Source organism: Paenibacillus jilunlii, from assembly GCF_900102965.1.
Classification (GTDB): Bacteria; Bacillota; Bacilli; order Paenibacillales; family Paenibacillaceae; genus Paenibacillus_AQ; species Paenibacillus_AQ jilunlii.
This window is the reverse complement of record NZ_FNGM01000003.1, coordinates 389,677-412,460: the sequence shown is the minus strand read 5'-3', so window position 1 is coordinate 412,460 and position 22,784 is coordinate 389,677. Positions and strand designations below refer to the sequence as shown.

At 49.8% G+C, this 22,784-nt stretch carries 15 protein-coding genes; 14 read left to right on the top strand and 1 reads right to left on the bottom strand.

Translation table 11 applies throughout. The annotated features are described in order from the left end of the window. The first annotated feature begins 16 nt into the window (after nucleotides 1–16). The 3 genes from BLQ82_RS08910 (at nucleotide 17) to BLQ82_RS08900 (ending at nucleotide 4,827) form a co-directional block, all read left to right on the top strand. Nucleotides 17–2,725: a winged helix-turn-helix domain-containing protein gene (locus BLQ82_RS08910; protein ID WP_062528239.1), complete on the top strand. Its 2,709-nt coding sequence runs from the start codon at nucleotides 17–19 to the stop codon at nucleotides 2,723–2,725. A gap of 167 nt (nucleotides 2,726–2,892) precedes the next feature. After that, a complete protein-coding gene (locus tag BLQ82_RS08905; RefSeq protein WP_208810664.1) occupies nucleotides 2,893–3,831 on the top strand; it encodes a DUF2306 domain-containing protein in 939 nt (312 codons plus the stop codon). 15 nt (nucleotides 3,832–3,846) lie between these two features. After that, complete coding sequence (locus tag BLQ82_RS08900; protein ID WP_062528240.1) at nucleotides 3,847–4,827, top strand: NAD(P)-dependent alcohol dehydrogenase; 981 nt, start codon at nucleotides 3,847–3,849, stop codon at nucleotides 4,825–4,827. A 34-nt stretch (nucleotides 4,828–4,861) separates the two neighbouring features. Here the strand turns inward: BLQ82_RS08900 and BLQ82_RS08895 are convergent, their stop codons facing one another. Further along, nucleotides 4,862–6,247 carry an MFS transporter gene (locus tag BLQ82_RS08895; RefSeq protein ID WP_062528241.1) on the bottom strand — a complete coding sequence of 462 codons (1,386 nt, stop codon included), beginning with the start codon at nucleotides 6,245–6,247 and terminating at the stop codon, nucleotides 4,862–4,864. Between the two features lie 115 nt (nucleotides 6,248–6,362). Between BLQ82_RS08895 and BLQ82_RS08890 the strand changes: the two genes are divergently transcribed. From BLQ82_RS08890 to BLQ82_RS08840, 11 genes are all read left to right on the top strand, one after another. Beyond that, nucleotides 6,363–7,241, top strand: coding sequence for a LysR family transcriptional regulator (locus BLQ82_RS08890; protein WP_062528242.1), 879 nt, complete (start codon nucleotides 6,363–6,365; stop codon nucleotides 7,239–7,241). 267 nt (nucleotides 7,242–7,508) lie between these two features. After that, nucleotides 7,509–8,279 (top strand): amino acid ABC transporter substrate-binding protein, encoded by a 771-nt coding sequence (locus BLQ82_RS08885; protein ID WP_062528243.1) that lies wholly within the window; start codon nucleotides 7,509–7,511, stop codon nucleotides 8,277–8,279. Between the two features lie 29 nt (nucleotides 8,280–8,308). Then, nucleotides 8,309–8,968 (top strand): amino acid ABC transporter permease, encoded by a 660-nt coding sequence (locus BLQ82_RS08880; RefSeq protein WP_062528244.1) that lies wholly within the window; start codon nucleotides 8,309–8,311, stop codon nucleotides 8,966–8,968. A 15-nt stretch (nucleotides 8,969–8,983) separates the two neighbouring features. After that, the gene (locus BLQ82_RS08875; RefSeq protein ID WP_062528245.1) at nucleotides 8,984–9,727 is read left to right on the top strand and encodes an amino acid ABC transporter ATP-binding protein; all 744 of its coding nucleotides are present in this window, start codon (nucleotides 8,984–8,986) and stop codon (nucleotides 9,725–9,727) included. Nucleotides 9,728–9,968: 241 nt separating this feature from the next. Beyond that, complete coding sequence (locus BLQ82_RS08870; protein ID WP_062528246.1) at nucleotides 9,969–12,611, top strand: fibronectin type III domain-containing protein; 2,643 nt, start codon at nucleotides 9,969–9,971, stop codon at nucleotides 12,609–12,611. A 215-nt stretch (nucleotides 12,612–12,826) separates the two neighbouring features. Then, a complete protein-coding gene (locus BLQ82_RS08865) occupies nucleotides 12,827–14,653 on the top strand; it encodes a cache domain-containing sensor histidine kinase (protein ID WP_062528247.1) in 1,827 nt (608 codons plus the stop codon). Between the two features lie 4 nt (nucleotides 14,654–14,657). Beyond that, the gene (locus BLQ82_RS08860; RefSeq protein WP_062528248.1) at nucleotides 14,658–16,220 is read left to right on the top strand and encodes a response regulator transcription factor; all 1,563 of its coding nucleotides are present in this window, start codon (nucleotides 14,658–14,660) and stop codon (nucleotides 16,218–16,220) included. Between the two features lie 152 nt (nucleotides 16,221–16,372). Beyond that, nucleotides 16,373–17,302, top strand: a complete 930-nt coding sequence (locus BLQ82_RS08855; RefSeq protein WP_062528249.1) for an ABC transporter permease — start codon at nucleotides 16,373–16,375, stop codon at nucleotides 17,300–17,302. Between the two features lie 23 nt (nucleotides 17,303–17,325). Continuing rightward, complete coding sequence (locus tag BLQ82_RS08850) at nucleotides 17,326–18,279, top strand: carbohydrate ABC transporter permease (protein ID WP_062528250.1); 954 nt, start codon at nucleotides 17,326–17,328, stop codon at nucleotides 18,277–18,279. Between the two features lie 70 nt (nucleotides 18,280–18,349). Further along, on the top strand, nucleotides 18,350–19,882 hold the full coding sequence (locus tag BLQ82_RS08845; protein ID WP_062528251.1) for an ABC transporter substrate-binding protein: 1,533 nt from the start codon (nucleotides 18,350–18,352) through the stop codon (nucleotides 19,880–19,882). A gap of 12 nt (nucleotides 19,883–19,894) precedes the next feature. Further along, complete coding sequence (locus tag BLQ82_RS08840) at nucleotides 19,895–22,546, top strand: endo-beta-N-acetylglucosaminidase (protein ID WP_062528252.1); 2,652 nt, start codon at nucleotides 19,895–19,897, stop codon at nucleotides 22,544–22,546. Nucleotides 22,547–22,784: the final 238 nt, after the last annotated feature.

Below are 22,784 nucleotides of genomic sequence, written 5' to 3'. Positions count from 1 at the left end.
GCTGTCAAGATAATCGATGAATATACCCATTTTAGCTACTAAACTATTTATTCCTTTATCCCGGACGAAAGTTGTTCCCCGGCCCCGCTTGATCGAACGGCTGAACGGGGGGCTGGAGCGTAAGCTGACACTCATCTCTGCCTCAGCGGGCTTCGGCAAAACAACGCTGGTGAGTGGATGGGCTGCCGGTTGCGGCCGGCCTGCCGCATGGTTGTCGCTGGATGAAGCAGATAACGATATTGCACGTTTCCTGACTCACCTTGTTGCTGCTCTACAGACGGTTGCGGAGAATATTGGAGAAGACTTAATGAGTGCTCTCAAATCCCCGCAGCCACCGTCCATCGAAGCGTTTTTGACGGTCCTGCTAAATGAAATTTCAGCTCTACCGTACCCCTTTGTCCTCGTTCTTGACGATTACCATAGTATTGATGCCAAAGCAGTTGACACTGCCCTTGGCTTCTTACTTGAGCATCTCCCCACGCAGATGCACCTTGTCATCGCCACCCGTGAAAATCCGCAGCTTTCGCTGAGCCGGTTGCGTGCAAGGGGACATTTGACCGAACTGCGTGATGCGGATCTGCGCTTTACTCCTGGTGAAGCGTCCGTGTTCCTGAGAGAAGTGATGGGCTTAAGCCTTGCAGCAGATGATATCATGGCTCTGGATACACGCACCGAAGGCTGGATTGCGGGGCTCCAGCTGGCTGCACTCTCTATGCAGGGGCGCGAGGACGTTTCTGTGTTCATTCAGTCATTCACCGGAGACAACAGGTACATTGTAGATTATCTGGCCGAAGAGGTCCTGCAGCGTCAGCCTGAAGAGGTCCGGAGTTTTTTACTCCAGACCTCTATTCTGGAACGGCTGTATGGCCCTTTGTGCGATGCCGTCACAGGACAGGAAAAAGGTAATATGCGGCTGGAGTCCCTGGAGCGAGGGAACTTTTTTATCGTTCCATTGGATGACAAGCGTCATTGGTATCGCTATCATCACCTTTTTGGCGAAGTTCTTTCTGTACATTTGCGGACGGATCATCCCGGGCTGGCAGCAACGCTGCATCGGCGAGCGAGTACGTGGTACGGGCAAAATGGTTCAACGGCTGAGGCTATCCGCCACTCCCTGGCTGCCGGGGATCTGATTCGGGTAGCAGAACTGATCGAGCTGGCATGGCCGGATATGCGCAGGCAGAGAGAGGATGCTGCGGTGCTGAACTGGTTGCGACAGCTCCCCGACGCACTGATACACGATAGGCCTGTCCTCTGCGTAGCTTATGCCTGGGCACTACTGGCTGGCGGTGAGTTAGAAGCGGCGCTGGACAGACTGGGAGAGGCTGAACAGTGGCTGGAAGTGCCGGTAGAAGGGAATGAGCAACCGGAAAAATTGACGGAAATGATCGTTGTAAACGAAGAGGAATTTCGCCGTCTCCCGTGTTCAATCGCTGTGTACCGGGCCGCACATGCGCAGGCGCTGGGTGATCTGCCCAACACTTTGAAATACGCACGGCAGGTGCTCGATCTTGTAACTGAGGACGACCACCTTCCGCGGGGAGCAGCCACTGCACTTCTGGGACTTGCATCCTGGATGAGTGGGGATTTGGAGACCGCACACCGGACTTTTGCAGATGGCATAGCCAGCGTCCAGCTGGCAGGGAACATCTCTGACGCAATCGGTGGCGTAATCGCGCTGGCTGCTATACGGATTACGCAAGGGCGGCTCCGCCAGGCCTTGCGTACCTATGAGCAGGGATTACAGCTCGCGTCGGAGCAGGGAGATCATGTACTGCGGGAAACGGCAGATATATACATTGGAATGAGCGAGCTCTCCCGTGAGCATAACGATCTGCCTGCCGCCAGCCAGCACCTGCTGAGAAGCAAGGAGCATAACGAGAACATCAGATTCCCCCAAAACCGGTATCGCTGGTGCGTTGCCATGGCCCGAATACGGGAGGCCGAAGGAGAGCTGGAGGATGCGCTCACCTTGCTTAACGAGGCAGAGCGGCTATTTAAAAAAGATTTTTTTCCAAATGTTCGACCAATAGCGGCGTTAAAAACAAGGGTTTGGGTCGCGCTGGGATGGCTTGATGAAGCTTTCGACTGGGTACTGGAGCAAAACCTGTCCGCTAAAGATGACCTTAGCTATCTGCGTGAGTTCGAGCACATCACCCTGGCCAGGGTGCTCCTGGCCAGGTATAAGAACGAGCGTGCAGACCGTTGGCTGCTTGAGGTTATGGAACTGCTGGAGCGCCTTCTCCAGGCTGCAGAAGAGGGCAAAAGGCAGGGAAGTGTCATCGAGATCCTGGTCGTACAGGCACTTGCTCACCACACGGCCGGGAGCTCTGCTGCTGCGCTTGTGACGTTGGAACGGGTCTTGAAGCTCGCTGAGCCGGAGGGCTATGTCCGCATATTTGTGGACGAAGGCCCTGCCATGGCGGCTCTTCTGGGAGCAGCTTTGAAACAGGGAATCGCCCCCAGCTATGTCCGTTACCTTTTGTCAGCCTTCAATGAGGCTAAGGAACGAACACCTGTCAAAGATGTGGTGATCGAGCAACTGAGTGAACGAGAACTTGACGTGCTTCGGCTGCTCAAAACGGAATTAAGCGGGCCAGACATTGCCCGCGAATTAAAGGTATCCCTGAACACCCTCCGGACGCATACCAAGAACATTTATGACAAGCTGGAGGTGAACAACCGCCGGGCAGCAGTCCGTCGGGCTGAGGAACTTCATTTATAGTAGCAAGCTGAATCAACACCCCGCTCTGGCCTTTTGCCGGGGCTTTTTTTTAACTCCGCTATAACCATCCCATTGCAAATCACCTCTTTATCACCATATGTGGTGATGACATCTCACCATGCTAACATGTATCTTGTAGTAACTGAAGGTGCTTAAGGAGGCTTATCATGAGTAAAACACAAATGTCTTTAGAGGATCATCACAAGCAGGATCTGTACGAAATCCGCTTCAAGGGGCAACTTGATACCCGCTGGTCTGACTGGTTTGAGGGAATGAGTCTCTCTCATGCGAATGATGGAACAACCATACTTTTAGGCCCCGTGGCTGATCAGGCTGCATTGCTTGGCCTGCTGAGGAAACTGCGTGATCTCGGCCTCCCATTGGTATCGGTCAATCAGGTTCATGCCAATCCTTCTGTCGCTTCGGCAATCAAAGCCGGGGGAAAAGAAATTCCGGGAAAATGGCTGGTCTTTGCACTTCTCATGCTAAGTGTTATTCCGGTTGCTGCCGGCATATTTCGGCTAACCGAGCTAGTCCGCAATGCTGAAATCACGCCAGCCAATGCACGGTTCTTTGCGTCACCTCTGCCAGTGGTGCTGCATATTCTGAGCGCCAGTATATATGCGATCCTCGGCCCGTTCCAATTCGCACCCGGTTTCCGGCGGAGCAGGCCGGGCTGGCACCGCATATCGGGACGCTTACTGGTTCTATGTGGCCTGATTGTCGGGATTTCAGGTTTGTGGATGACCTTGTTCTATCCCCGCCCGGATGACAGCGGTGATCTGCTATATGCATTGCGGCTCCTGTTTGGGTCGGGCATGGTCATATCGATCCTTATTGGCTTTGCCATGATCCTGCGGGGCGACTGGACCGGTCATCGGGCATGGATGATGCGCAGCTATGCAATCGGGCTTGGTGCGGGCACACAGGTACTGACCCAAACGGCCGGAGAATTGATCATTGGGCCGCCAAGTGAACTAAGCAAAGCGCTTTTGATGGGTGCGGGTTGGGTGATCAACCTCGCCGTGGCCGAATGGGTGATCCGTAGACGGTCAGCCTCAGTCCATACTCTAAGAACTCATCGGGAACAGGATAACGTAAACTGAATGGAGGAGAAAAGGATGAAAGCGATCGTATACGAGCGCTACGGGCCGCCGGATGTGCTGCAACTGCGGGAGGTTCCCCAACCGGTTCCGAAAGACGATGAGATACTGATTAAAGTCTATGCGGCGACCGCTGCAGCGGGGGATTGGCGTTTACGCAAAGCGAAACCTTTCCTGGCCCGGTTGTTTAACGGTCTGTGGAGACCCCGCCGTGTTCAGATTCTCGGGTTCGAGCTGGCAGGAGTAGTGGAATCGACGGGCAGTGGCGTTACCCGGTTTAAGCCCGGGGATGCCGTCTACGCTGCCTGCGGAAATAGCTTCGGTGCATATGCCGAATACAAATGCTTGCCCGAGAACGGAGCAGTTGCCCTTAAGCCGGCGAACATAACTTTCGAGGAGGCGGCGGCGGTTCCGGTCGGTGCTTATACTGCTTTGCAATTTCTCCGGAAGTGCAGCATCCAGCGCGGCTGCCGGGTGCTCGTGTATGGTGCTTCAGGCAGTGTTGGAACATATGCAGTGCAGCTTGCCAAGCATTTCGGCGCGGAAGTGACTGGAGTATGCAGCACATCGAATGTGGAGTTGGTGAAATCGCTGGGAGCTGACCGGGTCATAGATTATACAAAAGAGAAGTTCACGGATAAGGGGCCAGCCTACGATATTATTTTCGATACGGTCGGGAAAAGCCCATTCACAGCATGCGTCAAACGTCTGACAGCCCGTGGCCTATACCTGCATGCTCTGCACATAAAACCTCGCGTACTTGTTGGCGGGTTATGGATTAACTTGACAAGCGGTAAGAAGGTTTTCGGAGGAACTATGAAGGAGACCGGGGAAGACTTAAGGTATCTAAAAGAACTGATAGAAGCGGGTAAGATGCGTGTGGTGATCGACCGCAGGTACCCTCTGGAGCAAGCCGCCGAAGCCCATCGCTATGTAGAGCTGGGGCATAAGAAAGGCAACGTTGTTTTAACCATTCAGGCGGCGGAGAAGACGGACTGATTATGAAAAAGCGGTAGCGGCCGACTTGGTAATCCTACGACTCTTGGAATTGCCCGGACTCCCGGAGACGCCGGCTCATGAACACCAAGGATAAAGCGATTGCCGTGAGGATCATCCCAAGCACCCTAAATCCCCCGAAGCTGAATTTACCTCCCATGACAATGCCTATCAACAATGAGGAGAGGATGGTGCCCAAATATCTTGATGTACTAAACAATCCCGATGCTACACCGATAATTTCCTTCGGAGAACTTTGGAACAAGGCCGCTTGCATACCAACATTGTTCAACCCGTTGCTAACTCCAAAAACAGCCAGCGCCAAACATACACTGATAACCGGCGAATGGTGAGTCAGACTCACAATCCACACAGACCCGATTGTCATTAGAATTGCCGACACGAACAATGCCGGCCCCGGTCCGGATTTATCGATCCACCGCCCTGCGAGCGGAGAAACAACGAGCGAACACAACCCTAAACTTAACATAAGAATCCCTGTATGAAATTCGCTGACATGACGTACCGTTTGCAAGTAGGAAGGAATCCCGAAAAATACCGAGTAAAAAAGAACGTTAACGAGCATGAATTGAACATTGACCCAAGTCATCGCAGGATATCTGGCGAATGTGCGCAAAGGAATAAAGGGTGACGAAATTTTCAGCTCATATCTTACAAAAGCCAAAAGCAGCATGAGACCAATCAGTCCGACAATGACATGTAATAAAGAAACATGACCAGATGATTTTGCGGACAGTACTCCTACTAACAGGGCAACCAGACCCACTGTAAAAAGCAGGATACCTGGCACATCAATCGTGTTCATCATTTTACGAAAGGACATGTTGCGTTGAACGGATGCTGGTAGTTCGTCCTTAGGAATTGTCCGCCAAGCTAATATGAAACTCGCAGCTATAAATGGAATATTAACGAGAAAGATAGCATGCCAATTCCACCAGTGAATAAAGACCCCGCCAATAAAAGGGCCAATTGCTGCTGCACCGGATAGAAATATGGATAAAACAGACAGCGCAGTGGCTTGCTTCTCGGTAATATGAATTCGCACAATGGCCATTCCAACTGCAACCATCATGCTTGTTCCGATAGATTGGACACTACGGAATACAATAAGCCACCCAAAGTTTGGTGATAGTGGTGCTAATAAAGAGGCAACGAAGGTTACCAAAAGCCCCGTAAGAAATATCTTCCTGCGGCCCCATAAATCACTTGCCTTTCCCATGACGGGTTGGGCGATAGCACTAGAAATGTAGAACGAAAAAATAACCCAAGAAACATCAGTAAAGCCAAGTTGGAACACATGTTGCAGCCTTGGAATCGCAACAGAAACCATCGAAGAATTTAATGGGTTCAACAGTATCCCCAGTCCAACCGAAATCATCAGCCACCAGCTGCGTGCATTCATTTTTTGAGCTCCCCCCAAAGTGTTTTAATGATATCATACTTGAATTAATCCATTCACTCCAACGCATTCTATGTTATGATTTCATAGACACAGAGGAATGAAAGGGGTGTGGGAAATGGAACTTCTTCAATTGCAATATTTTATCGCGGTAGCCCGTTTGGAACATGTGACTGAAGCTGCACGAAGTCTGCACGTTACCCAATCCTCGCTGAGCAAAACGATTCAACGCTTGGAAGAGGACCTGGGGGTCCCGCTTTTTGATCGAACAGGGAGAAATCTGCGGTTGAACGAGTTCGGAAGCAAATTCCTACACCGGGCGGAAAGGGCTTTGTTTGAATTGGAACAGGGGAAGCAGGAGCTTATGGACCTGTCCAGCCTGGAACATAGCACACTCGAATTGGCGGTGACCGCCGCAAGCACACTGCCTAATATCCTTAGGGAGTTTCGGAAAAAGATGCCTAACATCCATTTTCATGTACAAATGCTTGCCACGCAGGAAATGGTTACGCTTCTCCATAGAGGAGAGGTCGATTTCTGCTTGTCCTCACCTGCTGTACAAGGGGAAGATATCGAATGTCAAATCGTATGTATCGACCCGATCCTTCTTGCTGTCCCCAAGGGGCATCACCTGGCCAATCGAAAGAGCATTGCCTTGATCGAACTAAAGGATGAATGGTTTGTCGGTGTAAAGAAAGGTTACGGTACACGCGATTTAGTAGACTCTGTATGCCAATCTGTTGGATTTGTCCCCCAATATGTGTACGAAGGAGATGAACCTGCAAGGCTCACCGCTTTTGTGGAAGCCGAAATTGGCATTGCCTTCATCCCAGGCACGGCAAGGAATTCGCGGGAACAAATTCACTATCTCGAAGTAGAAGACCAAGATCTGGTGCGGGAAATCGCTTTATTATCGCACAAGAGCCGGTACATTTCGCGGGCTGCTCTGGAATTCCGTGAGGTCGTCGTAGACTATTTTGAGTCCATCAGGCATTAAAGGAATTAAGCCACTGACCTGAATACACAGGCGATGGCCTTTTTAAAAATATAATTTACATGCTTCGCGCTATAAATTAACCTTTTATTTCTCGCTGAAACGGGTACCGTCCTTATAAGGACGTACCCGTTTCCACTTGTTTGTCACAGAAGTATTTCTCTTCTCTATCGACGATACTCACATGATATGTTATTATGATAAACTGATAACGTGTTAACGAACTAAAGCACATGGTATATTGTGTTATTTACTAGGGGGAGTAGAGAGATGAAGAGAAAAGGGTTATTGGTTCTATTGGTAGTTATGGCAATTGCGGTGATAGCAGGCTGCTCCAGTTCAAAAGGGGATGACGGCAAACTGGTGATCGGTATTGATGATAAGTTTGCTCCAATGGGCTTTAGGGATGACAACAATGAAATTGTCGGTTTTGACATTGATTATGCGAAAGCGGCGGCTGAGAAAATGGGCCAAGAGGTTACCTTCCAGCCGATTGACTGGTCGGCCAAGGAATCGGAGCTGAACAGCGGACGCATTGATATGATATGGAACGGTTACACCATCACGGACGAGCGCAAGGAGAAGGTGTTGTTTACCAAGCCTTATCTGGAGAACAGCCAGGTAGTAGTCGTGCTGGCGGATTCGGCGCTGGCGAAGCTGGATGATCTGGCCGGAAAAGAAGTCGGACTGCAAAGCCTGTCGTCCGCTGCCGATGCCCTGGATGCCAGTCCGCTCAAAGCAAAGATTGCCAACGTATCCGAATTTCCGGATAATGTGCTTGCCCTGACAGACCTGAAGTCCAAACGCCTGGATGGAGTGGTCATTGACGAAGTGGTGGCAAGATATTATATGTCCAAGGAGAAGGGCACTTATAAGCTGCTGGATGAATCGCTGGCTCCTGAGCAATACGGTATCGGAATCAAGAAAGGCAATGAAGCGCTGCTGGAGAAGCTGCAGAAGGCTCTGGATGAACTAAGCAGTGATGGAACGGCTGCTGAAATTTCTACGAAGTGGTTTGGAGAGAATAAAGTATTGAACTAGATAGTTCCCTTTAGGAGTCGGTAGAAGAAATGGATATAGATTATATTATAAAAATTGCCGGACCGATGCTGGAAGGCGCGCGGACAACCGTCCTGCTGTTCCTCATTGTCATCGTGCTGTCCATTCCGCTCGGGATGCTGGTCACGCTGATGGCCAAGAGTTCCATCAAGCCGCTGGCTTGGATCGCACACACGTATATTTACGTCATGCGCGGAACCCCGCTTTTGCTGCAGCTGCTGTTCTTCTGCTTCGGCCTGCCGCAGATTCCGGTAATTGGGCAGTACCTGGTGTTGGACCGCTTCGTCGCGGCCAGTCTTGGTTTTATCCTGAATTACGGGGCTTATTTTGCCGAGATTTTCCGCGGCGGGCTGCTGTCAATTGACAAAGGGCAACATGAAGCCGCCAAGGTTCTCGGGCTCAGCAAATGGCAAACCCTGCGCAAGGTGATTCTCGCCCAAATGTTCCGGGTTGCACTGCCTGCGGTAGCCAATGAGTCCATCACCCTGGTCAAGGACACCGCTTTGCTCTACGCTGTAGCCGTACCGGAGCTGCTGAATTACGCGAAGACGGCGGTGAACCGTGATTTTACGGTAACCCCATTTGTAGTAGCCGGTGTTATTTATTTGCTGATGACACTGATACTGACGCTGTTCTTCAAGGCACTGGAGAAACGTTTCAAATTTGAGTAGAAGGACTGTCCAACTATGAGTAGTATGATTGAAGTTAGGCAATTGCAGAAATCTTTTGGCAGCCTCGATGTGCTGAAAAAGATTACCTTTGATGTAAACCCGGGCGAAGTTGTGGCGGTGATCGGGCCCTCCGGTTCAGGAAAAAGCACGATGCTGCGCAGTCTGGTTCATCTGGAGGAAGTTAGCGGAGGCAGTATCCTTATCCACGGCAAGCCGCTTGTAGAGAACGGCAAATATGCCGGCAATGCAGACATAAAGGAGATTACCGCGTCGATGGGCATGGTGTTTCAGCACTTTAATCTGTTCCCCCACCTCAGCGTACAGGGAAATCTGGAACTTGCTCCCAGAACACTAAAGCGGGGGAACCCTCAGGAGATTGCCGCCAAAAGCAAGGAACTGCTCTCCAAGGTGGGCCTGTCCGATAAGGCGGACGTATACCCATCTATGCTGTCGGGCGGGCAGAAGCAGCGGGTAGCCATCGCCAGAGCGCTGATGCTGAACCCGGACATCCTGCTGTTTGACGAGCCGACGTCGGCGCTTGATCCCGAGCTGACCGGTGAAGTGCTGCGTGTCATCCGCCAGCTTGCGGAGGAGAACATGACGATGATTATCGTCACACATGAGATGAACTTCGCCCGCGATGTGGCCGACCGCATATTATTCATGGCCGACGGGGAAATCGCCGAATCGGGAACACCGGAGCAGATCTTTGGCAGCCCGAGGCTGGAGCGGACCCGGACGTTTTTGAATCAGGATTAAATAGAGGGTTAGGAAAGCGTATAGCGGCTGCTATGCGCTTTTTTTTAGCCCTTTGGCTTACATGTATGAACTTCATCCATCTTCGCAGGATAATAACAGCAATATATGTTGAAAATGGCAGGTTTTCAGTAAGATTCCCTGAGAATCGTGAGGCGGGCATGGGATATATTCAAGTAGCGGGATTCTTAATGAATCCTCAAGCATATCCGTTCATTAGAACGGGAAAGGGGCTACACAAACCATGCGTATTCAGAAAAAAAGAGGAAGTAATCCGAAGCAACTGTTCTTTATGTTCTTGGTACTCCTGCTGATCCCCTGGTCATTCCCCGCAGACTCTCAAGCCGATCCCATGACGGGTAATCCCAAGCAAGCCGCTGCTGCCGAAATCGTAATTGCCGACTGGGTTTTCACCAATAAGGGAGAAGCAGGAAGCCATCCGGCCACCGGAGGCGAGTATGCATCTTCCTCAAGCCTTGAACAGGTTGGAGGTTATTTCGAAAATTTCGACAGCAAAGCCAAAGACATCAGCTATCAGGGCTGGGACAAAGGCGAGGGCAAGAAGTATTGGCTGGCAACCATTTCTACGTTTGCCTACAAGAATATCAGATTATCATCGGAACAAAGCTCCTCCGGTTCAGGTCCTAACGATTTCAAAGTACAGGTCAGTACGGACCGGAAAGTCTGGACCGACGTACCGGGAGGTACCGTTCAGATGAAGACAGTTTCGAGCTACAGCTGCCCGGGGCAGTCCTGCAAGCTGAGCAAGCTGCCCATCCCGGATGCAGACGACAAGGAACTGCTGTATATCCGCTGGCTGGTCAATTCTAATACGGCAACGAACTCCAAAGACAATCCGAAAGGAATCGGCGGCGGTGGGTCCAGTAAAATCCGGAACATTCGCGTGACCGGGGACCTGATTCCTGGTAAAACACCCATGACGCCGACAATTGACAAGTCACATACTCCTGGAGCTGGAGCTGAGAAAGTATCCGTGACGGCTCCGGTTGAGATTAAATTCAACAAATCGATAACCCTCATGGATCAACAGGCCATCACGATTCGAAATGACCGGAACCAGCCTGTTCCCAACCTTACAGCCGGAGTCGTCAACCAATCGACCTTACGCATCGGGCACGGCGGGCTGGATCAAGGTACCGTGTACAGCGTTTTTGTCCCCAAAACATCGGTCCAAGGAATAGACGGCTCCCCATTGATCCGCAATATTGAATGGAGCTTTACGACCGAGCCCTCTGCGTCTCAGCCTAAGCTTATCAACATGGCATTCAACGGTGATACCAAAACAAGTATGGCGTTTGCCTGGTACACGGATACCCCAGCGGAGACGCGAGTCCAGACTGCCGAAGCTGCAGGTGGAACCGGAAACGGGTTTCCGGAGGAGGGGGTTCTCGAATTCACCGGAACCGCCGAGAAAATCTCGACCTATATGACCAAGAGCGACAGAACAACCGGAAAGAAGAAAAATTTTTACAGCCATAAAGCAACCGCGATTGGATTAAAGCCTGGCACCCAATATGTATTCAGAGTGGGTGACGGTTCGGTTTGGAGCGCCATCGGGTCCTTTGAGACTGATGCTGCGGCCCCTCAGCCTTATCACTTTATAGTCGGCTCCGATTCGCAGGCTTCGGGCAAATCGGGTTTTGAACCTTGGGCAGATACCTTCAACAAAGCCTACGAACATATCGGCAACCCCAAATTTCTGATAAATGCCGGTGATTTGGTCGATAACGGTGACCTGGAGGAACAGTGGCAGTGGATGCTCGGACTTGCGCAAGCGCCTCTGATGAAGGTACCCTTCGTTCCCGTGCTGGGCGGACATGAGGTGGCAGATTGGGACGGGGATGAAACCACGCCGAACAACAACTTTTACAACCATTTCAATCTGCCCCGCAAGGTGGTGGAAGCAACGCATGACGGCTCAGTCTATTCTTTTGAATACGGTGACGCCCTATACATGGTGTATAACTCGCAATTCGACGGCAAGCTGAACGAGGATGGCTCTGTCAACTGGGATGACGAGAAGCATGAGCAGTTTTGGAACCAGATCGATTGGATGCGGAATACGGTCGCCAAGTCTGATAAGAAGTGGAAATTCGTTGCATTTCACAAGGCGCCCTACGCAGCCGGCGATAATTCCGCACAATGGGAAGGGGACCGCGTTAAATTTTACAGGAAAAATCTGATTCCGGTCTTTGACGAGCTTGGCATTGATATGGTGTTTGAGGCTCATGATCATATGTATATGCGTTCTTTCCAGATGTATGGGGATAAGGTTATAGATCCGAAAAAGCTGGAGAAGGATGGAGCAGGCAACATTGTTAACCCTCAGGGAACGGTATATCTGATGTCCAATGCGTTTGGAAACAAGTTTTATTACAAAAACGAATCGTATGATGACTTTTTTGCAGCGGTCAATAAGCAGCCGGAGAAAAAAATGTTTACCGATGTGTCGGTTTCCGATCAAATTCTGAGCTTGGATGCCTATACGGCAGCTGTGGAAGATGAAGGAAAAACCGGATACGGAAAAAACGGGCTAAAAGTATATGACCATTACGGCATCAAACGGACGGACACCAAACCGGCTCCTGTGGAAGAGGCCAAGGTTAAACTTCAAGAGACCAAGGCCACTCTGACCTGGAAGACGCCTGTCACCAGCAAAGAACAGATAAGAGGATTCCGTATTTATGAGCAAAATGACAAAATCAGTAAACATTGGAGCATCTATGTGCCGGTAAAACCGGGAACATCGCAATACAGCATCGTTATCGAGCATTTGAACCCGGAGCTCCAATATAATCTAGTCATCAAATCTGTCGGCAGAAGAGATAATTCCAGTCCAGTCACGGTACGTACAACAGCAAATTAGTTAGATCCATTCCCTATGCAACGGCTCATGTGCAGGTATCCTTGCACGTTAAGTCGTTGCATTTTAGTTATTCATCCTCCGTTTATATTTGTCTGAACCGATAGCCATGTACCCGCACCAGGCGGCATGGATGTTGCCTATTTTTATTGCGCAAATTTAATGAACGGTGATACACTGAGTTGAAAATTGGCTTCGAAGGAGGCGGTCAGGCACGAATGTCCAAGATCCGGACCTTTTATCAGAATCACCTGAAGAAAAAAATGTTTAACAAGATCCTCCTCCTCTACTCCATGGTTATGGTTCTTTTGTTTATTAGTGTCTCTGTTCTGGCTTACCGCTATTACGAGCAGCGGCTTGTGCGGGAGCAGATGGATGCAAGCCTTCAGGAACTGGACATCATCAGCATCAGCCTCAACCAACAGAACGAACGGATGTATGCCGCGGTGAAGCAGATTTATACGGATGCGATGATTGGAGACGATTTGAAGTACTTTTTGACTCATGAATATGAGAACTTCCTCAACTGGCGTTTGAACCAGTATGCAAACAGCTACCGGACGGAGCGCAACACCTTTGATTATCATTTACGCCTGCTGCTGAAGGAGGAACCCTCTATTTCGAACATCGTGCTGTACAGCTCGGACCAAGATTTTTATTACCTGCTGAACCGGGAAACGCAGCATTTTTACAATCAACCGAAGTTATCAGAGGCACATCAAGACTGGTTCAAACAGTTCCGGAACGAGCCTTGGCAGTATATGGGCAACGATCCGCTGTTCGTGGGGAAAGCCGCCGGGGAAGCAACGCCTTACAGCTATGTAAATGTGCTTAAGGACCCTGTGACGCTGAAGGAATACGGTGCCATGCTCTTCGAACTCAATACAGGCCGCATAAAAAAGCTGCTGCAGGAGAAAATGAACCGTCCAAGCAGCCGGATTATGCTGATAGCGTCGCAGGGCCAAGTGATTTTTGACTCGCAGGGGCATTACAATAATACAACTTATCCGTATTGGAAGCAGATGTCCAAGCAGGGAGATTGGGTACAGCTGGAGGAACGCTCCAAAGTGCAATTGCTGAATATCGGGAATACAGGGCTGGTCGCTGCCGCTATTATTCCGGAGTCCCGAATTGTCCAAAGCCTTCAAACCTTACGTTTCACGCTCACAGGGATCGTGATCTTATGCATCATTATCAGTATTGCTGTGACGTTCACCGTGATCCGCCGTTACTCCAAAAAAATCCACAGAATTGTTGTTTACATGCGGCGTTGGCAGGATGGAGATTTAAGCAAGCGGATTCAAATGGAGGGGGAGGATGAACTCCAGCAAATCTCGCAAAGCTTTAACAATATGTGTGACCGCCTGGAGTCTTATATCCAGACCGTCTATATCTCGGAGATCAAGCAGAAGAACGCCCAGCTTGTGGCTCTGCAGGCTCAGATCAATCCGCATTTCCTGTACAATACGCTTGAGAGTATACGCATGAAGGCCATCAGTTCAGGGGCCAGGGATGCCGGGCAAATGATCTATATTCTTGCAACCATGTTCAGGCATTTGATCAAAAAACAGACGCATGTCACTTTAGCCGAAGAAATCGAGCTGTGCGGGATGTATTTAGCTTTGATTCAATACCGGTACGAGAACAAGCTGCAGGTGGAAACGAACATTGAGATGCAGGTCGCCGGAAGTATCGTTGTTAAACTGCTGATTCAGCCGGTTATTGAAAATTACATTGTTCACGGCTTTCGGGCAAATGACGATGATAACCGGATTTCCATAACGGCTGCAGAACAGGAAAGACACATCATTATTCGTGTGAAGGATAACGGGAAAGGCATCGGGCAAGAGAAGCTGACAGAGCTGAGCAAGGCGCTGCAGAGTGAGGGGGAAGCACCTTCACTTTCTAATGATTCCCTGGGCCTGAAAAATGTTCATGAACGCATTCGTTTGAATTATGGCAGCCAGTTTGGAATAAGTGTAATCAGTGAGCAGGACAAAGGCTGTGAGGTTATCATCGAAATTCCATTCACAAGGGAGGACTAACCGAATGAGGAACGTATTGCTGGTGGATGACGAGCCGCTCATTGTCAAAGGAATGCAGTCCATCATCGATTGGAATGCGAATCATCTGCAAATTGCCGACACAGCATGCAATGGTGTGGAAGCGCTGGCAAAGCTGGACGGCTTAGCCGTCGATCTGGTTATCACGGACATCATGATGCCCCAGATGACGGGACTTGAGCTGATCCGGGAAGTCAAAGTACGCAGTCCTCTCACTAAGTTCATCATTCTGAGCGGTTACGAGGAATTCAATTACGTGCGGGAAGGCATCACACTGGGTGTCGAGAACTATTTGCTCAAGCCGGTCAATATTGACGAATTAGAAGCGACGATTAAGCATATGCAGCACGATTGGGAGACCGAGGAAGTCAGACAAATCCAAATGGATCTGAGCTGGAGGATTCTAAGAACTAATATATTGCAGCGGTGGGCCAATGCAACCATCGATGCCAAAGAGTTCCGGGAGCGCGCGCAATTGCTGGAAATCCCCTTGACCAAGTCAAGTTACTGCGCAGCTGCGCTGCGGATTGTAGCCGAACACGGTCACGGGATGGAGGATCCGCAGTTTTACAGACCCATAATCGCTGAGCAATGTGAAACCATAGGTAGACAACATGTTCCGGACGGCTGTGAAATCATCTGCTTCCCTGATCAGGAAGGCGATATTATAGTGCTGTTCGCTTCAACCGGCAGGGAAGGAGAAGAATGGCAATATCAGGCGCTTTGCGGGATGAAGCAGTGGATCGCCTCTGATACAGGCGCCTGTGTATGGAGTGTAAAAGGACAGCCCGAGCAATCCAGTCTGGGGTTTCCGCAAAGCTGCAAACAAGTGAAGCTGTGGCTGCAGAATCATTTGTTAGGCGATTCAGAGACATTCATAGTGGCATCGGACAACGGAAGTAAACCGGCTCAAACTGATGAAAAATGGGAGCCTGCTATGGATCAATTCCATAAGCTGCTCCGGGACGGGAAGAGTCTTGAGGTGGACCGCTTCATCGACGACTTCTTTGATGTCCAGGCAGAGCATGGGCACATGGCAAGAACGCCATGCTTCAACTCCGCAATCCAGCTTATGCTGGCAGCCAAGAATTTGGAGAAAACTCCGGATTACGGAGGCGTATTCGGCCCCTTATCCAGAATCGATACCCTTAGCGGGCTGAAACGGCTGGTAAAAAGAGTGGTCCATCAAACCCTTGATACATACCACGCGACTGAAAAGGACTATAGCCCGCATGTGATGGCTGTACTGGATTTTGTTAAGAACTACTACCAAGAAGAGCTGTCGCTGAAAACCCTCAGCCAAAAACTGGACCTTCATCCCAACTATCTGGGGCAGCTGTTTCAACAGGAGGCCGGCACCAGCTTCTCCGATTATGTGAATCAGTACCGGATCGAACGGGCCACCCATCTGCTGTTATACTCAGACAAAAAGACGGCGGAGGTGGCAACAGAAGTAGGCTACTGGGATACGTCGTACTTTTATAGACAGTTCAAGAAATATGCAGGCGTTTCCCCGACAGAGCTGCGTTCGATGTATATGAAAAAGTAGCTTGCGATCTTCCGTTTCCCAAAAACACACCTTGCTGAGGTGTGTTTTTTAGTGAAATGAATGCGCTATCTTTAATTAATCCATACGTTTATTTTATTTTTCAACTATCTCGGCGGCTGTCAGGCTTTCATAATAAAGACAGGGGGGATAGCATGATGGGCATCTTGAAGAAATTAATAAAGAACAGGGCATTTCTTCTGCTGGTGCTGCCGGGAGCAGCGTGGTTTATTATTTTTGCTTATTTGCCGATGTTCGGGACGATTATTGCCTTTAAGGATTTCCGGATTCATCCGGGAGGATTTTTTGAAAGCGTTTTAAAGAGTGAATGGGTCGGTTTCAAAAATTTCGAGTTTCTGTTCTCGACCGATGATGCTTATATCATCACGCGCAATACAATTCTTTATAACGCCGGTTTGATCATGCTTGGCCTGGTTCTCGCGGTTACGCTTGCCATCATTATGAATGAGCTGTTAAATAAACGTCTGGCGAAATTCTACCAAACCGCGATGTTCATGCCGTATTTCCTCTCATGGGTTATTATTAGCTATTTTGTATTCTCATTCCTCAATGTAGAAAAGGGCGTGTTCAACCAGGTCCTTGTCTTCTTGGGCGAAGACCCGGTAAGTTGGTACAGCGAAACTAAATTTTGGCCGTATTTTCTGATCTTTCTGGGTCTCTGGAAAAATGCCGGATATGGGAGCGTCGTCTATCTTGCAGCAATTGCCGGCATTGACCGCTCTTATTATGAGGCAGCAATGATCGACGGGGCGACCAAATGGAATCAGATCAAGTTTATTACACTGCCAATGCTGAGGCCGCTGATGATTATATTGACCATTCTGGCACTCGGCGGCATCTTCCGCTCGGATTTCGGTTTGTTCTACCAGGTTCCGCGGGATTCCGGTGCGCTGTATCCGGTCACCAACGTTATCGACACATTCGTGTATCGGGGTCTGACAATCATGGGCGATACAGGTATGAGTACGGCTACGGGCCTTTATCAATCCGTTGTCGGTTTGATTCTCGTGCTGCTCGCTAATTACGCTGTACGCAAAATTGAGAAGGATTATGCTGTATTCTAAACATCGGCAAGGAGGTGTCTGCAATGAATGACTTAAGCAAATCAATGGAGAAAATGCTGCTTTCTGCTCCCGGGAAAAAGAAGACCAGGGACATCAATGCGATTAGTCCATTATGGAATTTTATATTTAATGTAGGTGTGTGCTTATTCGCCCTGTCCTGTATCTTTCCGTTTATATTTATCATCATCATTTCCTTTACGGACGAGAAGACATTGGCCATCAACGGCTTCAGTATCCTGCCCGAGGTGCTCAGTCTGGACGCCTACCGGTTTCTGATGCGGTCCGGCGGGCAAATGGCCCAATCCTTGGGCGTGACCCTGGCTGTAACGGTAATCGGAACCATTCTGACGCTGTATCTCGTGTCTACATATGCGTACGCCATTTCACGCAAGAACTTTGATCAGCGCCGGTTCTTCAGCTTTCTCGCTTTCTTCACCATGCTGTTCTCCGGGGGGCTGGTCCCGGGATATATCGTCGTTACGCAAGTACTGCATTTGCGGGATTCCATATGGGCGCTGATCTTCCCTTCCATTCTGAACGCATTCTATATAATCGTCATGCGCACCTTCTTTACGACGACTGTACCGGACGCGATCATCGAATCGGCCAAGATCGACGGGGCCAGCGAATTTGGTATCTACACCCGGATTGTGCTGCCAATCTCGCTGCCGGGTATTGCGACTATCGGGCTTTTCAGTACACTTGGCTTCTGGAATGACTGGTTCAATGCGCTTCTGTACATTGATAATCCAAATTTAATTCCGTTGCAGACGTTACTGATCCGGATTCAGAACAATATGGACTTCATCGTACAGAACAGCAGCCAGGTGGTATCTTACGACATCGCTGCGACCTTGCCGACAGAAACGGTCCGCATGGCAATGGTTGTGCTGGCTACGCTGCCGATCGCGCTGGCATATCCGTTTTTTCAAAAGTATTTTATCCAAGGACTTACGATTGGTTCGGTTAAAGAATAAGTTGGATAAGTTGCAGCTGCCCGATCCAGGGCAGTAACAATAGTTATTTATAACGATTAGGGGGAGACATATGAAGTCTAACAAAATGGTTATGCTGATGGTTGTGTTTCTAGTTGCATTCGCTTCCACTTTGGCTGGCTGCGGCAGCAACAACATGAAGGAGAACAGTAACGGGAAGACGCAGTCCGAGACCCAATCGGCCAACTCGACGGAATCCGGCGGCCAGACAGGGGAGAAGCTGGACCCCGTGAAGCTCAAGGTATACCTGATCGGTGGTCCACAGCGTGACCTGCCAACAGTTCAAGAGGAAATGAATAAATATTTGACGGACAAAATCAACGCAACCGTAGACATCACAATGATTGACTGGGGCGACTACTCGAAACGGTTGCCGGTTATCACGGCTTCCGGGGAGAATTACGATATCGCTTTCACCTCATCCTGGGCTTTTGACTACCTGCCGAACGCAACGCGGGGTGCTTTTTTGCCAATCAATGATTTGCTGGAGCAATACGGTCAGGGCATCATCAAAGAGCTGGACCCGCGCTTCCTGGCTGGATCGCAGGTGAATGGCAAAAATTATGCCGTACCGGTGAACAAGGAATTGGCTTCGCAGTGGGTATGGCGTTTCAACAAACAATATGTCGACAAGTATAAGATGGATATTACAAAAATCCGCACCCTGGAGGATCTCGAACCTTATCTGAAGCAAATCAAGGATGGCGAACCTGCTGACATTACACCACTGGCTGTTCCAAAAGGCTTCAAGCCTTATATCCCGTTTGATTTTCTCCTGGGCGATGAGTTTCCGGTTGGCATGAACATGAATTCAACGGACGGCAAATACGTCAATATCCTTGAATCCGACGAATTGAAAAGTTCGCTCAAAACCATTCGCAAATACTATCAAGCCGGTTATCTGCGCAAAGATGTTGCAACGCTGGAAGGCATTGATAACATCAAGACAGGTAAGTGGTTCGCTGACCGCGAGCAAACGCAGCCTTACGCAGAATTGGGCTGGTCGAGAAGTGCGGGCTATGACATCGTAACCTCACCGATGCAGGACCCGGTTATTTTCACAGGCTCCGCCACCGGTTCCATGCACGCAATCTCGGCGAATTCCAAAAATCCGGTGCGTGCGATGATGTTCTTGAACCTGCTCAATACGGACAAATATTTGCGTAATCTGATCAACTATGGTATCGAAGGCACGCATTACAAGAAGATCTCCGAAGATGTTATTGAAGATCTGCCGGCCATGAAAGACGGGTACCAGATGCCGGGATTCGCATTAGGGAATCTTTTTCTAACCTACAGCCACAAGGAAGACCCTGCGGATAAATGGGAAGCGTTCAAGGCGTTCAACAATTCCGCTAAGGTTGCTCCAAGCTTTGGCTTCAACTTCAATCCCGATCCAGTGAAGACAGAAGTGGCGTCCATCTCAGCGATCGTAAAAGAATTCTATCCGCCAATCATGACAGGTGCGGTCGACCCGGATGAACATCTGCCGAAGGCAATCGCCAAGATGAAGGCCGCCGGACTGGAGAAAGTCATCGCAGAAGCACAGAAGCAATTTGACGAATGGAAAGCAGCCAATAAATAAGAGGAGGATGGCATGAAAAAGATTGGTGCAGGTTTTATATTCCTATTGGTGATGTGTGCAGCATTATCCGCTTCTGCGTTAGCCAAACAGCCTTATTCATCTTATTGGTTTCCGGAGCAATTACTTCAGTGGAGTCCGGCATCCGACCCGGATGCGGCATTCAACCGGAGTACAATCCCGCTGCAGGACCGCTTTGCAGGGGAAGGTGTCAACCCGCATGCCACTAAAGCGCCGAAGGTAATGGCATTATCAGCACTGAATTCGGGAACCAGCGGAGTTCCATCGCAGGGATCAGACAAATTCGGAGCCAACACGTTTACCTATTGGCAGTATGTTGACAAGCTTGTCTATTGGGGAGGCTCGGCCGGAGAAGGCATCATCGTGCCTCCAAGCGCCGATACGATCGACGCGGCTCACAAGAATGGCGTACCGATCCTCGGAACCGTGTTCTTCCCACCAGCCGTGTATGGCGGGAAATATGAATGGGTGAAGCAGATGCTTCAGCAGAACAGCGACGGCTCCTTTCCTGCCGCAGAGAAGCTGATCCAGGTTGCGGCGCATTACGGATTTGACGGCTGGTTCATTAACCAGGAGACTGAGGGTGGAACACCGGCTGACGCACAGCAAATGAAAGCTTTCCTGAGTTATCTTGAATCGCACAAGTCTGCTTCTATGCACATCGTATGGTATGATTCCATGACCAAAGAAGGCAATATCAGTTGGCAGAATGCACTAAATGATAAGAATGCAATGTTTCTGCAGGACAACGGGAAGCAAATCACAGACAGCATGTTCCTGAACTTCTGGTGGAAGGATCTTAAAAGTTCGGCGGAGAAGGCCAAAAGCTTGGGCAGAAGTCCATTTGACCTGTATGCAGGCATCGATGTTGAAGCCAAGGGCTACGATACGAAGGTGAACTGGAATCTGCTGTTCCCGGATGGAGAACCTGCAGTCACTTCACTGGGGATTTACCGCCCGGACTGGGCTTTTAACAGCGCAGAAAGTATGGAGGATTTCTTCAACCGCGAGAACAAATTCTGGGTGGGACCAGACGGAAATCCGGGCAACACCGCGAGCAGCCAGGCCTGGAAAGGAATCGCGAGCCATGTGGCCGAAGCATCCCCGGTAAATGAGCTGCCCTTCAGCACCAGCTTCAACACTGGAAGCGGACAGAAATATTATGTTCTAGGGAAACAGGTACGGGATACAGGATGGAACAACCGGAGCCTGCAGGATATTCTGCCGACATGGCGCTGGATCGCAGACAGCAAAGGAACACCGCTTACACCAGTGCTCGATTGGTCCGATGCGTATTACGGCGGCAGCTCGCTGAAGGTATCTGGTGTGCTGAGCCATGACAATGCGACACATCTGAAGCTATACAAGACAGATCTAAAGATTGAAGCAAATACGAAGCTGTCGGTTACGTACAAAACGCAGAGCAGGCCGAGCCTGAAGGTTGGCCTTGCTTTTGCAGACCGTCCCGACCAATTTGTCTTCCTTAACGTGAAGGATAAGACATCACCGGACTGGACTACAGATACATTGAATTTGACCCCTTATAAAGGGAAACGGATCGTGGCGTTGTCACTATATTTTGATACCAGGGATACAATAAGTGATTATGCCATACAAATTGGCCAGCTCTCCATCCAAAATGCCAACGACCCGATGAAACAGCTCCCGGCGGTTCGTGAGCTTATAGTCACTCAATCCGATTTCCGCAACGGAATCTATGGAGATGCCAGATTGCAGTGGAAACCGCTTGACCAGCAGGTGAAGCAGTACGAAATTTACCGTGTGCTGCCGGATGGCAGCGAAGTGTTAATGGGCGCGACGCCAAATCATGTGTTTTACGTCCCTGAGATGAGAAGAATAGACAAGGAGGCAGTGACGGTACTGAAGGTCGTTGCGGTCAATGGAAGATACGAACAGGGTCAGGCCACCAGCGTGAAGATCAGCTGGCCGGCTTATCCGAAGCCGACTGCAGAGTTCAAGGCCGACCAGACGCTGGTGGCTCCAGGGGAGAGCGTAAACTTCACCGACCTGTCAACCGAAGTGACGGAAGGATGGTCATGGACCTTCGAGAGCGGAAGCCCGGCTGTCAGTACATTGAAGAATCCGGTGGTGGCGTTCAATCAGGAAGGCGTGTACAGCGTGACATTGACTGCAACCAACAGCTCAGGTCAAGACACATTGACGAAGCAGGCGCTCATTACAGTGAGCAAGCAAGCCGGAGCAGTGAAGAATCTGGCCCTTGGCACAACTGCAACAGCCGATCAGGCGTGCGGGGAAAAAGAAGGAGCGCCTAATGCCGTAGACGGTAAAGTGACGGATAACAGCAAATGGTGCGCACTTGGCAATCTGCCTCATTGGCTTCAGGTCGATCTGGGCGCCGAGTATCAGATCAGCTCTTTTGCCATTAAGCATGCTGAGAGTGGAGGAGAGTGGCCGGGGTTTAATACCAGCGATTATGTCATTCAGGTAAGCAGCGACGGTACGGACTGGACCGATGCCGTCAAGGTCCAAGGAAACACGGCTGCCGAGACGGCTGACGCGATTGCGCTTGTTAAAGCCCGATATGTAAAATTAATAATTATTAAACCTTCACAGGGTGCTGATACAGCCGCGCGAATCTATGAGTTTGAAGTTAAGGGACTGTAACAGTACACTTAAATATCATTCTTATAATGAAGCAAATAAACCGCACGCCCTTCACAAGGCGTACGGTTTATTTGCTTTAACTATTGAATCAGGCTCTGGCCATTATTAATCCCTCTGAGAGTAATTACTCAACATAGCAAAAAATAAGAAATATCAGGTATTAAAATATATTATAATTGACAAAAACGACTTAGATCAAACGAAAAGGTGAGACTAATGAAAGGAGAGTCATAGCATT